Raw genomic sequence first — 14,228 nt, 5'->3', positions numbered from 1 at the left:
TCCGGGCTCATGCCCCCGTCAGGACCAGCCAGAGCAGCGCGGCGTTGAGGGCGATGAGCAGCACCGAGGCGACGACCCCGGCGATGGTGGTCCACGCGCGGTTGGCCCACACCCCGAGCGTGCGCCGCTGCGCGGTCAGCGCCACCAGCGGGATGAGCGCGAACGGGATGCCGAACGACAGCACGACCTGGCTCAGCACGAGCGCGAGGGTGGGGTCGACGCCGAGTCCGAGGATCGCGAGGGCGGGGATCAGGGTCACCAGCCGCCGCGCGAGCAGCGGGATGCGCACGTGCAGCAGCCCGTGCATGATCTCGGCGCCCGCGTAGGCGCCGACCGAGGTGGACGCCAGGCCGGAGGCGAGCAGCCCCACCGCGAAGAACGTGGCGACGACGGGACCGAGACCGGCGGCCAGGGCGGCGTGCGCGCCCTCCAGGGAGTCGGTGCCCTCGACCCCTGCGAGGTTCGCCGCGGCCAGCAGGAGGATGCCGAGGTTGACCGACCCCGCGATGACCATCGCGATCGACACGTCCCAGCGCGTGGCGGTGAGCAGGCGGCGGATGCGGGAGGCCTCGGTCCGCGTGGCCTCCTCGTGGGGCAGACCCGCGCTCCCGAAGCGGTCGCGGGCGAGCGAGGAGTGCGCATAGATGGCGTGCGGCATGATCGTGGCGCCGAGGATGGAGGCCGCGAGCAGCACCGACCCGGTGCCCTCGAAGCGGGGCACGAGTCCGCCGATGACACCCGCGGGGTCGGGCGGGGCGAGGAACAGGCCGGCCAGGAAGCCGACCGTGATGACGAGCATCAGTCCGATGATCACGAACTCGAAGGGGCGGGCGCCGCGGCGGCTCTGCACGGTGAGCAGGATCATCGACACGGCCCCGGTGATCAGGCCGCCGAGGAGCAGCGGCACGTCGAACAGCAGGTACAGCGCGACGGCGCCGCCGATCACCTCGGCGAGGTCGGTCGCCATGGCCACCAGTTCGGCCTGGAGCCAGTACGCGCGTCGCGTCCACGGGCGCTTCAGGCGTGCACCGAGGACCTCCGGCAGGCTCTGCCCCGTGACCACGCCGAGCTTGGCGGAGAGGTACTGGATGAGCCAGGCCATGACGTTTCCCGCGATGACCACCCACACCAGGAGGTAGCCGTACTGCGCGCCGGCGGTCATGTTGCTGGCGACGTTGCCCGGGTCGAGATACGCGACACCGGCCACGAGGGCGGGGCCGAGCAGCCACAGGCTGCGCGGGGCGGTGGCGGCGGACGGTGTCACGGGGGCGACGAGATTTTTCGGCACACCGAAACCGTAGCGTATTTTTCGGCTTGCCTAAATATCCGGATCTGGGCCACCTCGGTGACGACGATCGCTCCGCCGAGACAGGCGGCAGTGGGGCGGCGATAGCCTGGCGGGATGGATGCACGCACGCCCGAGAGCCCGGCGACGGACGACTCCGCGGCCCCGGTCCCGGACGGCGCGGGCGGGTCCCTCGCCCAGCCCGGCTACGGCGTCGGCCCGTGGCCGGGAGGACGGGACGCCTGGCCCGAGGGGGAGCACTACGACCCGGAGCTGCTCGCCAACGGCGACACCCGCAACGTGATCGACCGCTACCGCTACTGGCGGATGGAGCGGATCGTGGCCGACCTGGACACGCGGCGGCACCCGTTCCACGTCGCGATCGAGAACTGGCAGCACGACATGAACATCGGTTCGATCGTGCGCAGCGCCAACGCGTTCCTGGCCGACACCGTGCACATCATCGGGCGCCGCCGCTGGAACAAGCGCGGCGCCATGGTCACCGACCGCTACCAGCACGTCGTGCATCACGAGGACGTGGCGTCGTTCGCCGCCTGGGCTGCGGCGGAGGGGCTGCCCGTGATCGCGGTCGACAACGTCGAGGGCGCCGTCCCCGTCGACCGGGCGGACCTGCCGCGTGCGTGCGTGCTGCTGTTCGGGCAGGAGGGTCCGGGGCTCTCGGACGAGGCGCTCGCCGCGGCCTCCGCGCACGTGGAGATCACGCAGTACGGCTCGACCCGCTCCATCAACGCCAGCGCCGCGGCCGCCGTGATCATGTACGAGTGGTGTCGCCGCCACGCCGCGGACTGAGGCGCGCGTGTTCGGCCCGCCGCGCCGCGACGGTCAGGCGGCGGCGGAGAGCCAGCGTCCCGACCGCACCCGCCAGCCGAGCGTGCCGAGCCGCGCGAGCAGGTATACGCCGAAGAAGGCCACCGCGAGCCAGATCAGGCCAGCCGCGCCGTCCACTCCCGTCGCCGCGATGATCCACAGCACGGGCAGGAACGGCACCAGGTTCAGGCCGCCCGCGATCGCGAGGTAGCGCGCATCGTTCGCGCCCATCAGCACACCGTCGAGCACGAACACGACACCGGCGATCGGCTGGGCGACCGCGAGCACCAGCAGCGCCGGCTGCACGAGTGCCGCGACGTGCGGGTCGCCCGTGAACACGATCCCGAGCACGCCCGACAGTGCGGCGATCACAGCGCCGACCGCCACGCCGAACCACGCGCCCCAGGCGACCGTCCGGCCGAGGACGCGCTGCACCTGCTGCTCGTCTCCGGCGCCCAGCTCCTTGCCGATCAGCGCCTGCGCGGCGATGGCCAGGGCGTCGAGGGCGAAGGCGGCCGCGGAGAAGATGGTGAACACGATCTGCCACCCGGCGAGCTCGTCGGTGCCGACCCCGGTCGCGACCGCCACAGTCGCCAGCAGCGCCACGCGGAGGCTGACCGTGCGCAGGAACAGCCATCCGCCCGAGGTGGCGGTGTTGCGCAGGCCGTCGCGCTGCGCCCGGAGCGAGGCGCTGTGGCGGGAGGCGAGCCGCTGCACGACCAGCACGTACGCGGCGACCATGCCCCACTGCGCGGCGACCGTGCCGGCCGCGGATCCGGCGATGCCCCAGCCGAAGCCGTAGATGAAGAGCCAGTTGAGCAGCGCGTTGGCACCGAAGCCGAGGCCGGCGATCCAGAGCGGGGTCATCGTGTCCTGCATGCCGCGCAGCAGCCCGGTCGCCGCGAAGACGATGAGCATCGCCGGCAGCCCCCACATCGAGATCACCAGGTACTCGTCGGCCTGGGCGGCCACGGCCTCGCTCGCGCCGAACAGCGACACGAGCCACGGCGACGACACCGCACCGATCACGGCCAGCACGGCTCCGAGGCCCAGGGCCAGCCACATGCCGTTGATCCCGACCGACACGGCCTCGCCCGGCTGCCCGGCGCCGAAGCGCCGCGCGACCGCCGGGGTGGTCGAGTACGCGAGGAACACCATCAGGCCCACGATGGTCTGCAGCACGGCGCCGGTGATGCCGAGCCCCGCGAGCGGCGTGGTGCCGAGGTGGCCGACGAGCGCGGCGTCGACGATGAGGAACGCCGGCTCGGCGATCAGCGCACCGAGTGCCGGAACCGCCAGTCGCAGGATCTCTCGGTTGAGGGAGGTGCGCGCGGCCATCCTCCGAGCCTATGACCTCGCGCCGACACCCGTGCCGTCCCCCCGGGCCGCACGTAGGCTGGAGGAGAGCAGGATGCGGCGGAGGTGCATCATGTCCGATCCCCGAGACGAGGCGGCGCGGTACCTCGCGCGCCGTCGGTCGTCGGGCGACGGGGCAGACGACGAGACGACCGTCTCCTCGACGCCCGGTGCGGCGGCGGCCGTGGATCGGGCGGCGTTCATCGAGAGCGCGATCCAGGTGGCGATCCGCCGCGGCGACTTCGACGACCTCCCCGGTGCCGGCAAGCCCATCGAGGGGCTCGGCACCCACCACGACCCTGACTGGTGGATCCGGCGCAAGATCGAGACCGAGAACCTCACCGGGCTCGGGCCGCCCGCGCTGCTGCTGCGCACGGAGGACCGCGAGCTCGACGGACAGCTCGACCTCCTCGGACGAGAGTCCGACGTGCGGGCGGTGCTCGAGGACTTCAACCGCCGCGTGATCGAGGCCAGGCGGCAGCTGCAGGGCGGCCCGCCCGTGGTCACGGCGCCGCGGGACGTGGAGGCCGAGGTCGCCGCGTGGCGCGAGCGCCGCTCCGCCCACGGTGTCGCATCGTCGGCAGAGGCCGCCGCCGCGCGTCCGCGTCGCCGGCTGTTCCGGCGACGGCCGCGCTGATCCGTGTCGGGGCGTGTCCGCCCTCGACACCGTGGGGGACCCCCGTCATAGGCTGGAGCGCATGACCGACGCGCTTCCCGTGGGCCTCGCCCTCGACGAGTTCAGCCCCGACATCCGCCCGCAGGACGACCTGTACCGTCACGTGAACGGCGCCTGGATCTCCCGCACCGAGATCCCCGGCGACAAGGCGCGCTGGGGCTCCTTCCACCTGCTGGCCGAGCAGGCGGAGAAAGACGTCCGCACGATCATCGAGGAGTCGCAGGACGCCGAGGAGGGCACGCTCGCCCGCAAGATCGGCGACCTGTTCGCGAGCTTCATGGACACCGACCGCATCGCGGCCGCCGGGGTCGAGCCGCTCGCGGAGACCCTCGCCGAGATCGACGCGATCGCCGACATCCCCGGCTTCCTGCGCACCGTGGGGGCGTACGACCGTGACGGGCGCGCCGCGGTGATCGGCCTCTACGTCGACGGCGACCCGGGAGACCCGGAGCGCTACATCCCGGTGCTCGTGCAGGCCGGGCTGTCGCTGCCGGACGAGAGCTACTTCCGCCTCGACACCTTCGCCGACACGCGCGCCGCGTACCGCGCCCACCTCGAGCGCCTGCTGTCCCTGGCGGGCATCGCCGACGCCGCGGACCAGGCCGAACGCTCCATCGCCCTGGAGACCGAGCTCGCGGGCCACCACTGGGACAACGTGCGCAGCCGCGACGCGGTCGCCACCTACAACCTCAAGACCTGGGACGAGCTGCAGGAACTCGCGGGCGTCGACCTCGCACCGTGGCGCGAGGCCGTCACGCCGTCGAACCCCTCCGCGTTCGACGAGGTGGTCGTGTCGCAGCCCAGCTTCTTCGAGGGGCTGGGTGCGCTGCTCACCGCCGAGCGCCTCGACGACTGGAAGGCCTGGCTGCGCGCCAAGGTCGTGCACGCCGCCGCACCCTACCTGACCGACGACCTGGTGCTGGAGAACTTCTCGTTCTACGGCACCGAGCTCACCGGCGTCCCCACGATCCGGGAGCGCTGGAAGCGCGGCGTCTCGGTCACCGAGGGCGCGCTCGGCGAGGCGATCGGCAAGGTGTACGTCGAGCGGCACTACCCGCCGACGGCGAAGGCCGCGATGGACGAGCTCGTCGGCAACCTCATCGAGGCGTACCGGCAGAGCATCGAGACGCTGGAGTGGATGACGGCGGAGACCCGGCAGCGTGCGCTCGCCAAGCTCGACGCGTTCACGCCCAAGATCGGCCACCCCGAGGTGTGGCGCGACTACTCCAGCCTCGTGATCGACCGCGAGGATCTGCTCGGCAACGTGCGTCGCGCGGCGACCTTCGAGCACGACCGCAACATCGACAAGGTCGGCAAGCCCATCGACCGCACCGAGTGGCACATGCCGCCGCAGATGGTCAACGCGTACTACAACCCGTCGATGAACGAGATCGTCTTCCCCGCCGCGATCCTGCAGTATCCGTTCTTCGACGCGGGTCGCGACGCGGCCGCGAACTACGGCGGCATCGGCGCGGTCATCGGACACGAGATCGGTCACGGGTTCGACGACCAGGGCAGCCGCTACGACGGCGACGGACGTCTGCAGGACTGGTGGACCGACGCCGACCGTGCCGCGTTCGAGGAGCGCACCAAGGCGCTGATCGCCCAGTACGACGAGCTCGTCCCGGAGGGGCTGGACGCGGAGCATCACGTGAACGGGGCCCTCACGATCGGCGAGAACATCGGCGACCTCGGCGGTCTCGGCATCGCGCTCCAGGCGTACGAGCTGTCGCTGGGCGGGCAGGAGGCGCCGGTCATCGACGGCTACACGGGCGTGCAGCGGCTGCTGCTGTCGTGGGCGCAGGTCTGGCAGCAGAAGAGCCGGGAGGCGGAGACGCTGCGGCTGCTCACGATCGACCCGCACTCGCCCAACGAGTTCCGCTGCAACCAGATCGTGCGCAACATCGACGCGTTCTACGAGGCCTTCGACGTGACGCCGGACGATGCCCTGTGGCTGCCCGAGGCGTCGCGGGTGACCATCTGGTGACCATTCTCCTCAGGCTGTGAGGTGTCCCCCGGCGGTGGGGTTACGATAGCCCTGCCGCTGGGGAGCGACTCCCTTGGCATGCCGATCAGCCCCCTCCCGAAGGATCACGCGTGGCCGCACTCGAGCCTGGCGACGGGTTCCGGAACTCCCCGGTCCCCGAGTCGATGGGAGGCGCGTCCGCGTCATCGAGCGGGCGCCGTTCGCAGCAGCGCACGAGCCGTCGTCTGCCCCGTCGGGCCGCCCTCGGCCGCCGATCGTTCACGGCCACGCTCAAGGCTCTCGAGGGCCTGGTCGATGCGGGCGCCCAGGTGTCGGTGCACGTGGTCGACCTCGACTCGCACGTGCATGTCCTGGCGGGCGACGACCACGTCACCATGCCCGTCGGCGGGCTCGGGGTCGTCCCGCTGCTGATCGAGGTCGCGGCGGCGTTCGAGTCCGGAGCGCTCGACCCGCTCGAGATCGTGGAGCGCGCGAGCGTCGACGCGGTCGAGTCGTCCGGGTTGTGGCGGCACCTGCGGGCTCCCGCGCTGCCGCTGGAAGATCTGGCGGTGCTGGCCGCGACCGCGGGCGACCCCATCGCGGTCAACATCCTGTTGGAGAAAGTCGGGCACGACCGGGTGCGCGAGCGCATCGAGGGGCTCGGCCTGCGCCGCACCGCGCTGCTCGACCGGTTCCGCGACCGCCGGGGCCCCGACGACGCGCCGCAGGTGGCGGTGGGGTCGGCGCGCGAGTTCGCCGGGCTGTTCTCCGCGCTCGTCAACTCCCAGGTGGTCGATGCCGCGGTGAGCGCGCAGGTGGCCGAGTGGCTGAGCCTCAACCAGGACCTGAGTCTGGTGGCCTCGGCGACCGGGCTCGACCCGTTCGCGCACGACCACGACGCGCACGGCCTGCTGTTCGTGAACAAGACCGGCCGCGACCGCGGTGTCCGTGCCGAGGCGGGCGTGCTGGCGGGACCGCGCGCGGGCGTGGGCTACGCGCTCATCGTGTGCTTCGACGACCTGTCGATCACGCACCGCCTGCGTGCGCACGACGCGTTCCGTGTGCTGGGCGTCGAGCTCATGGAGTACACCCACTGAGGCGACCGGCAGGGCAGCTCTCGACGAACCAGCCACTCATGTCCTCCGAAAGGTGGACAGACATGTGACGCATGACATGTAACACTCTACAGGTCCACATGCGCTCACCCTTCGTCCAAACTCGATGCGGGTGCGCCCGAAGAGTTCAAGGATCAGCATGCGCTCAACGGATTTCGCGGTCCCGGGATCGAGCGGGAAGGTCGACCAATGAGGCGGGGTTTGCAGATGTTCCTCGGCGCTGCCGTCGTACTTTGCACGGCACTCGCGACGGTGTCGCCCGCCAGCGCGCGAGAAGACGTGGCGGCGACGCCGAAAACGAGCGGTAGCGTCGCAGGTGCCCCTCCCGCAGGAGCGGTGGGCGGGGACGCATCGATCAATGCGCTTGTATCGCGAATCAATCAACTCGTGGCCGCCTACGACCACGACGCGCACCGGTTTGATCTCGCTGCAGTGCCGAGCGAGGTCTTGAACAGCGACGAAGGGCAGGCGTTCCTCGCGGTTGTGTCTCTGGGAGAGGCTGGCGCAAGCCCCGCCGAACTGAGTGAGGCATTTGCAGAGTTGCGCGACGGACTCCGAGAAACGAACGCACCCTCGTCGGTGGAGATCGATCGCAATGGCGTCGTCTCCACCTATGAGCTCGCGCCCGGGATGACCATCGTCTTTCCGACGGCTCTGGCCGCGGGAAGTGCGGTCCGCGGCCTCATGAGGGCGGCGGTGGTTGGCGGTGCTGACCCCTGGCCGTACATTCAGCTCACGAATGCCGAGCAACAGGCAATGGTGACCGGCGCATCTGGTGCGTTGGTCGCAGCGATCTGTGCGCTGCTCGCGCCGACCACCGCCGGTGTCGGTTGCGGCGTCGGTGCCGCTGTGATCGCAATGATCGTGGGAATCATCGTCGCCAATGGGGTATGCCCGTACAACCGACAGATGAGGATCTATCCGCTGGTCGGGCCGACTGGATTCAGTTGCCAGCGATGAAACGGAGACGAATGAGGCCGGCGCTGTTCGCGACACTTGTCATCGCACCGATCGTCGTCCTTCAGGGATTCTTCGTTGCGGTAGGGCTCTGGGCTGCATCGATCGAGTTGCTGTCCGTGCTCGCAATCGATGCCGGATTCTGGGTTGTGACCTACGTCCTCTGGTCTCAATCGGGTCGCATTCGCCATTGATCCGGTCCGCCCGCAGCGCACAGACCGGAGAGGCTCGCGCACGACGCGTTCCGTGTGCTGGGCGTCGAGCTCATGGAGTACACCCACTGACGCGTCGCGCCGAGGGCGTCACTCGGGCAGCGACGGATGCTGCTCGGCGGCGCGGCGCCGCGGGATGAACAGCGACAGCACGACCGCGAGCACCCCGGCCGCGATCGCGAGCCAGAAGCACACCTCGAACGCGCTGCGCGTAGGGACGGCCACCCCGTCGACGTCGATGCTCATGGCGGCGAGGACGCCGCCCATCACGGCCGAGGCGGTCGAGGTGCCCACCGAGCGGAACAGCGCGTTGAGCCCGTTCGAGGCGCCGGTCTCGTTCGCCGGCACCGAGCGCATGATGATCATCGGCATCGCGGCGAACGTGAACCCGATGCCGATGCCGATGAAGATGTTCGCGACGAACACGTGCCACACGGCCGTGGACCACAGCAGCACGAACACGTAGGCGAGCACGATCGCGATCGCGCCCACGGTGAAGAGGGGGCGCGGTCCGACGGTGCGCTCCAGCCAGCCGGACAGCGGGGAGATCACCATCATCACCAGGCCGGCCGGCATGATCACGAGCGAGGCCGCGACCATGTCGAGCCCGAAGCCGCCGCCGACCACCGGCATCTCCAGCATCTGCGGGAACGTGACGTTCGACGCGAACAGGGCGAAGCCCATCCCGATCGCGGCGATGTTGGTGAACAGCACGGCGGGCCGCGCGGCCACGCGCAGGTCGAGCAGCGGATCCCTCGTCCTGAGCTGGTACCAGCCCCACACCAGCAGCACGGCGACGCCGCCGATCACGCACGCGAGGGTCACGGGCGACGTCCAGCCCCACTCGGCGCCGCGCGACACGAAGAGCAGCAGCCCGGTGAGGCCGATCGCGAGGCCGACGGCGCCGAGCACGTCGAGCCGACCGGGGGAGCGGAGCACGTCTTCCGGCACGACCGCGAGCACGAGCGCGAGTCCGGCGACGCCGAGCGCTGCGGCGAGCCAGAAGAGCATGTGCCAGTCGGCGTTCTCCGCGAGCAGCGCAGCCACGGGCATGCCGATCGCGCCGCCGACGCCCATGGTCGCGCTCATGAGGGCGACCGCGGTGCCCAGGCGCTCGGGCGGGAGCACGTCGCGCATGATCGCGATGCCCAGCGGCACCACGCCCGTCACGGCACCCTGCAGGGCGCGACCGATGATCACGCCGACGATCGAGCCGGACACGGCGGCGATCACGGAGCCGAGGATCAGGATCGCGAGCAGCACGATGACCACGCGGCGCTTGCCGTACATGTCGCCGAGGCGGCCCGAGATCGGGGTGGCGACGGCGGCGACGAGCAGCGTGATCGTGACGACCCACGTGGTGTCTTCGCGCGAGGCGTTCAGCAGCTGCGGCAGCTCGGCCTGCAGCGGCACGACGAGCGTGAACATGAACGACGAACACAGGCCCGCGAAGGCCAGCACCGCGATGATCGCCCACCGGGGCGGGGTGCGGGAGAGGCGCTTCCTGGCTCTGTCGTCGCTCGCACCCACCGGCCCAGGCTATCGGCCCGTGCGCGGTGCGGGGCCGTTCGGCCGTGGCCAGCATGTGGTCATGGTCACGAGCAGCGTCGCTCCGGACGATCCCGCCGCCCACCGCGGCATCTCCCGGCGTACCCAGTCCGACATCTATCGCGCCGGGATCAGCGGCACCCGACCGGCCGTCCCGGTCGCCCCGGCCGCGCTGGAGGAGGCGGCGCGGAAGACGCTGAGCGCCGAGGCCTTCGCGTACATCGCCGGGGGTGCGGGAGCGGAGCACACGGTGACGGCGAACCGGGCGGCGTTCGATCGGTGGCAGGTCTGGCCGCGGCCGCTGCGCGACGTCAGCGAACGCGACCTCGGCGTCGAGTTCCTCGGGACACGACGGACGAGCCCGCTGATCCTCGCGCCGCTCGGGGTCATGGAGCTCGCGCACCCCGACGCCGACCGTGCGGTCGCCCGCGCCGCCGCCTCCCTCGGCGTCCCGTACGCGCTGTCGAACCAGGCGTCGCTCCCGATGGAGCATGTGGCGGCCGCGGCGCCGTCCGGGTCACGGCTGTTCCAGCTGTACTGGTCGTCGTCGGACGACCTGAACCGTTCCCTGCTCGCCCGCGCCGCGGCGTCCGGCTGCGAGGCGATCGTCGTCACGCTCGACACGCACCTGCTGGGGTGGCGCACGCGGGACCTCGACCTCGCCTACCTGCCGTTCACCCGCGGCCTGGGCATCGCGCAGTACACCAGCGATCCCGTGTTCCGCGAGCTCGTGCGACAGCGGGCGGCCGCCCCGAAGAGCGACGCCTCCGCGGTGAAGGTCACCCCGACAGCAGTCGCCGCCGCGCTCAGCATCGCCAGGAAGGGCGCGGCCCTCACCGAGGGCGGACGCCTGCGCGACAACCTGCGCTCGCCGTTGCCGCGGGCGGCCGTCGAGACGTTCCTCGACGTGTTCTCCACCCCCGCGCTCACGTGGGACGACCTCGCGAAGGCGCGCGAGTGGACCACGCTGCCGATCATCCTCAAGGGCATCGTGCACCCGGAGGATGCGCAGCGCGCGCTGGACGCGGGCGTGGACGGCATCTGGATCTCCAACCACGGCGGACGCCAGATCGACCGGTCCGTGCCCACCCTCGACGTGCTGCCGACGATCGCGGAGCAGGTGGCCGGGCGGGTGCCGATCGTGTTCGACTCCGGGGTGCGCGGCGGGGCCGACGTCGCGATCGCCCTCGCCCTCGGTGCGACGATGGTCGCGCTCGGTCGGCCGTACGCCTACGGCCTCGGCATCGCGGGTGAGCAGGGGGTGCGGCAGGTGGTGCGGAACGTGCTCGCCGAGCTCGACATCACCCTCGGCCTCGCCGGGCTGACCGCGGTCGCGCAGCTCGACCGCGATGCCCTGCGCGCCGTGTGACCGGGTGGACAGTGCCGTGGTTGCATGAACGGATGAGCGACGACGCCCCACCCACGCAGCACCCGGCCGATTCCCCGTTCCACCGCCGGCTGCCGATCGGAGAGGTGCTCGACGCCTCGGCGATCGCCGACGGTCTGCCGTGGGCCTTCGAGACGGTGACGATGCGACCGCTCGAGCCGATGCTGGTGCCGGAGGAGCCGAGGGCGGGGGAGCTCGACCCGCGCGAGTGCGGGCACTGCGGTCCGAGCCCGCACACGATCTGGCACGACGACCTCTGGCAGGTGCGCGCCGGCTGGGACGTCGGCGGCCTGCCGTTCATCGGCGGCGTCGCCCCGCGCGAGCACTGGCTGCTCGAGGACGCCCCGCATGACGTTCTCGCGGCGCTGGGCCCGCTGCTGCAGCGGGTGTCGCAGGCGGTGAAGAGCGTCCCCGGGGTCGCCCGCTGTCACTTCGGACGCTGGAACGATGGTTCCGCGCACTTCCACATGTGGGCGATGGGGCGCCCCGCCGGCATGATGCAGGGGCGCGGCGCGGTGCTCGCGTTCTGGGACGAGATCCTTCCCCCGCTGCCGCCCGAGATGGCGTCGGAGCACCTCCGCGTCGTCGCCGATGCGCTCGCCGCGGGCGGGGGAGAGGCGTTCCCGTACCGCTGAGGCCCGCCCGGGTTTCCGCGAACCCGCCGTGGAGGGGCAGACTGGAGCCGTGCGTACCATCCGTGACCTCGACACCGTTGAACTCATCCTCGACGCGCAGGGCCTGCTCGACTCCATCCGGGGTCCGCAGCGCGTGGTCGATGCCGGCACCCTCCGCGCCCTGCAGCAGTCGGGCAACTACGTCGTCGGGTTCTTCGACGGCGAGGGCGATGAGGAGCGCATGGTCGGTGCGTCCATCGCGTTCTTCGGCGAACCGGCCCGCCGGGCGATGCACTCGCACATCACGGCGCTGCTGCCGGAGTACCGCGGCCGCGGCTGGGGTCGCGAGCTGAAGGAGCACCAGCGGCAGTGGGCGTTCTCGCGCGACGTCGGCCGCATCACGTGGGTGTTCGACCCGCTCGTGGCCCGCAACGCGCACTTCTTCTTCTCGGTGCTCGGGGCCCGCGCCACCGGCTACTCCGTGAACCGCTACGGCATCTTCGGCGGCGGTGACGCGGGCGATGAGAGCGACCGGCTCGATGTCGAGTGGGCGCTGGCCGACATCGCCAAGCCCCCGGCCGATGGTGATGTCGTGGAGACCCTGGAGATCCCGGACGACATCGAGGCGATGCGGGTCTCCGACCCGGCGGCCGCGCACGAGTGGCGGCTGCGGCTGCGCGCGCAGATGGAGGGTCTGCTCGGCAGCGGGCTGCGGATCGCCGGTTTCGAGTCGGGGCGCGGCTACCTGTTCACCGCCTGAGCCCCTCGCCGGGTGACGGCGCGGCTCAGCGCACGCCGCGCATGAGGCGCAGCACCGGCTTCACGCTCAGCAGCATCCCGACGCCGACGAGGATCGCGATCCCGCCGAGGATCGAGAAGAACGGCACCTCGTTCTCGGGGTCGTAGAACTGCACGAGCCACCCGGCGATCGCCGTGCCCAGCGCCACCGACAGGAAGAACAGCGCCACCATCTGCGTGTGGAACACCGCGGGGGCGAGCTTGGTCGAGGCGGAGAGCCCGACGGGGGACAGCAGCAGCTCGGCGACCGTGAACACGAAGAGGATGCCGACGATCGCCAGCAGCGGCGTGGAGTTCTCGCCGCCCCCGGAGAACGGCAGGAACAGCAGGAACGCCGCGCCCATGATGATGGCGGCGAGCCCGAACTTCACCGGCGTCGACGGCTGCCGGGTGCCGAGCTTGGTCCAGATCGCGGCGAAGACGCCCGACAGGATGATGATGAACACCGGGTTGATGGACTGCACCCACGACACCGGCATCTCCCACCCGAACAGGTTCCGGTCCAGGCGCTTGTCGGAGTAGACGGTCAGCACGGTGAACTGCTGCTGGTACAACGACCAGAACGCCACGCTGGTGAGGAACAGCGGGACGAAGCTCCAGACGCGCGAGCGCTCGGTGGCGTCGATGCGGTGGCTGGACAGGATGACCGCGAAGTAGGCGATCGCCGCGACGATCGTGCCGATGATCACGATGAGTGCGAGGTTGTCGGCGTGGATCAGCCCGGTGAGCACGCACACGGCGATGACGAGCACGGCGCCGCCCGCGATGATCCCCACCAGCGGGTAGCGCGAGCGGGGCAGCGGGTTGGGCACCTCGCGCGCCGTGTCCGGGAGCCCGCGCCGTCCGAACGCGTACTGCACGAGGCCGAGCGTCATCCCGAGCGCGGCGAGTCCGAAGCCCCAGTGGAACCCGAGCGTGGACTGGAGCAGACCGGTGAGGATCGGCCCGAGGAAGGCGCCGAGGTTGATGCCCAGATAGAACAGCGAGAACCCGGCGTCGCGGCGCACGTCGTCCGGGGCGTAGAGGGTGCCGACGACCGCGGTCGCGTTGGCCTTGAGGCCGCCGGAGCCGAGCGCCACGAGCACGAGTCCGACCCCGACGCCCACGAAGCCCGGCAGCAGGGCGAGCGCGAGGTGCCCGGCGACGATCACCATCGCGCTCACGAACAGCACGCGCTCCGAGCCGAACAGCCGGTCGGCGAGCCAGGCGCCGAGGATCGTCGCGAGGTAGACCGAGCCGCCGTACGCGCCGAGGATCCCGCCGGCCGTGGCCTCGGGCAGACCGAGACCGCCCTGCGTGACCGAGTGGTAGAGGTAGATGAGCAGGATGCCCTGCATGCCATAGAAGCTGAAGCGCTCCCACATCTCGACGCCGAAGACGTGCACGAGGGGCCAGGGCTGCCCGAAGAAGCGGGTGTCCTCGTCGCGGGAAGCGGGCTGTCGCTCGGTGGTGCTCATGCGTGGGACGGTACTCTCCGGCGGCGACC

12 protein-coding genes are annotated in these 14,228 nt (G+C 71.2%); 8 read left to right on the top strand and 4 right to left on the bottom strand.

Annotated features, from left to right (window positions below; translation table 11 throughout):
- Positions 1–7: 7 nt before the first annotated feature.
- Positions 8–1,288, bottom strand: a complete 1,281-nt coding sequence (locus tag KZC56_RS03525; protein ID WP_247637883.1) for an Nramp family divalent metal transporter — start codon at positions 1,286–1,288, stop codon at positions 8–10.
- Positions 1,289–1,402: 114 nt separating this feature from the next.
- On the opposite strand from KZC56_RS03525, the gene KZC56_RS03520 reads away from it, so the two are divergent.
- Positions 1,403–2,095: a TrmH family RNA methyltransferase gene (locus KZC56_RS03520; protein ID WP_247637882.1), complete on the top strand. Its 693-nt coding sequence runs from the start codon at positions 1,403–1,405 to the stop codon at positions 2,093–2,095.
- Positions 2,096–2,128: 33 nt separating this feature from the next.
- Here the strand turns inward: KZC56_RS03520 and KZC56_RS03515 are convergent, their stop codons facing one another.
- Positions 2,129–3,451 (bottom strand): MATE family efflux transporter, encoded by a 1,323-nt coding sequence (locus tag KZC56_RS03515; RefSeq protein ID WP_247637881.1) that lies wholly within the window; start codon positions 3,449–3,451, stop codon positions 2,129–2,131.
- Between the two features lie 91 nt (positions 3,452–3,542).
- On the opposite strand from KZC56_RS03515, the gene KZC56_RS03510 reads away from it, so the two are divergent.
- The 4 genes from KZC56_RS03510 to KZC56_RS03495 all read left to right on the top strand — a co-directional run bounded on the left by KZC56_RS03510 (position 3,543) and on the right by KZC56_RS03495 (position 8,186).
- Positions 3,543–4,106 (top strand): DnaJ family domain-containing protein, encoded by a 564-nt coding sequence (locus KZC56_RS03510; protein ID WP_247637880.1) that lies wholly within the window; start codon positions 3,543–3,545, stop codon positions 4,104–4,106.
- Between the two features lie 61 nt (positions 4,107–4,167).
- Positions 4,168–6,132: a M13 family metallopeptidase gene (locus KZC56_RS03505; protein ID WP_247637879.1), complete on the top strand. Its 1,965-nt coding sequence runs from the start codon at positions 4,168–4,170 to the stop codon at positions 6,130–6,132.
- Between the two features lie 110 nt (positions 6,133–6,242).
- Complete coding sequence (locus KZC56_RS03500) at positions 6,243–7,208, top strand: serine hydrolase (protein ID WP_136030775.1); 966 nt, start codon at positions 6,243–6,245, stop codon at positions 7,206–7,208.
- A 219-nt stretch (positions 7,209–7,427) separates the two neighbouring features.
- Positions 7,428–8,186, top strand: coding sequence for a hypothetical protein (locus KZC56_RS03495; RefSeq protein ID WP_247637878.1), 759 nt, complete (start codon positions 7,428–7,430; stop codon positions 8,184–8,186).
- Positions 8,187–8,485: 299 nt separating this feature from the next.
- Here the strand turns inward: KZC56_RS03495 and KZC56_RS03490 are convergent, their stop codons facing one another.
- Positions 8,486–9,925 carry an MFS transporter gene (locus tag KZC56_RS03490; protein ID WP_136030769.1) on the bottom strand — a complete coding sequence of 480 codons (1,440 nt, stop codon included), beginning with the start codon at positions 9,923–9,925 and terminating at the stop codon, positions 8,486–8,488.
- 61 nt (positions 9,926–9,986) lie between these two features.
- Between KZC56_RS03490 and KZC56_RS03485 the strand changes: the two genes are divergently transcribed.
- From KZC56_RS03485 to KZC56_RS03475, 3 genes are read left to right on the top strand one after another with little or no spacing between them, the layout of a single operon-like run.
- Positions 9,987–11,312, top strand: coding sequence for an alpha-hydroxy-acid oxidizing protein (locus tag KZC56_RS03485; protein WP_247637877.1), 1,326 nt, complete (start codon positions 9,987–9,989; stop codon positions 11,310–11,312).
- Between the two features lie 32 nt (positions 11,313–11,344).
- Positions 11,345–11,965, top strand: a complete 621-nt coding sequence (locus KZC56_RS03480; RefSeq protein ID WP_247637876.1) for a hypothetical protein — start codon at positions 11,345–11,347, stop codon at positions 11,963–11,965.
- Positions 11,966–12,014: 49 nt separating this feature from the next.
- Positions 12,015–12,704 (top strand): GNAT family N-acetyltransferase, encoded by a 690-nt coding sequence (locus tag KZC56_RS03475; protein WP_136030761.1) that lies wholly within the window; start codon positions 12,015–12,017, stop codon positions 12,702–12,704.
- A 25-nt stretch (positions 12,705–12,729) separates the two neighbouring features.
- On the opposite strand, the gene KZC56_RS03470 is transcribed toward KZC56_RS03475, so the two are convergent.
- Positions 12,730–14,199: a peptide MFS transporter gene (locus tag KZC56_RS03470; protein WP_206252480.1), complete on the bottom strand. Its 1,470-nt coding sequence runs from the start codon at positions 14,197–14,199 to the stop codon at positions 12,730–12,732.
- Positions 14,200–14,228 lie beyond the last annotated feature (29 nt).

This window comes from Microbacterium sufflavum, from assembly GCF_023091155.1.
GTDB lineage: Bacteria > Actinomycetota > Actinomycetes > Actinomycetales > Microbacteriaceae > Microbacterium > Microbacterium sufflavum.
Note: the sequence above shows the minus strand (reverse complement) of the source record. Positions and strands in the feature narration are given on the sequence as shown.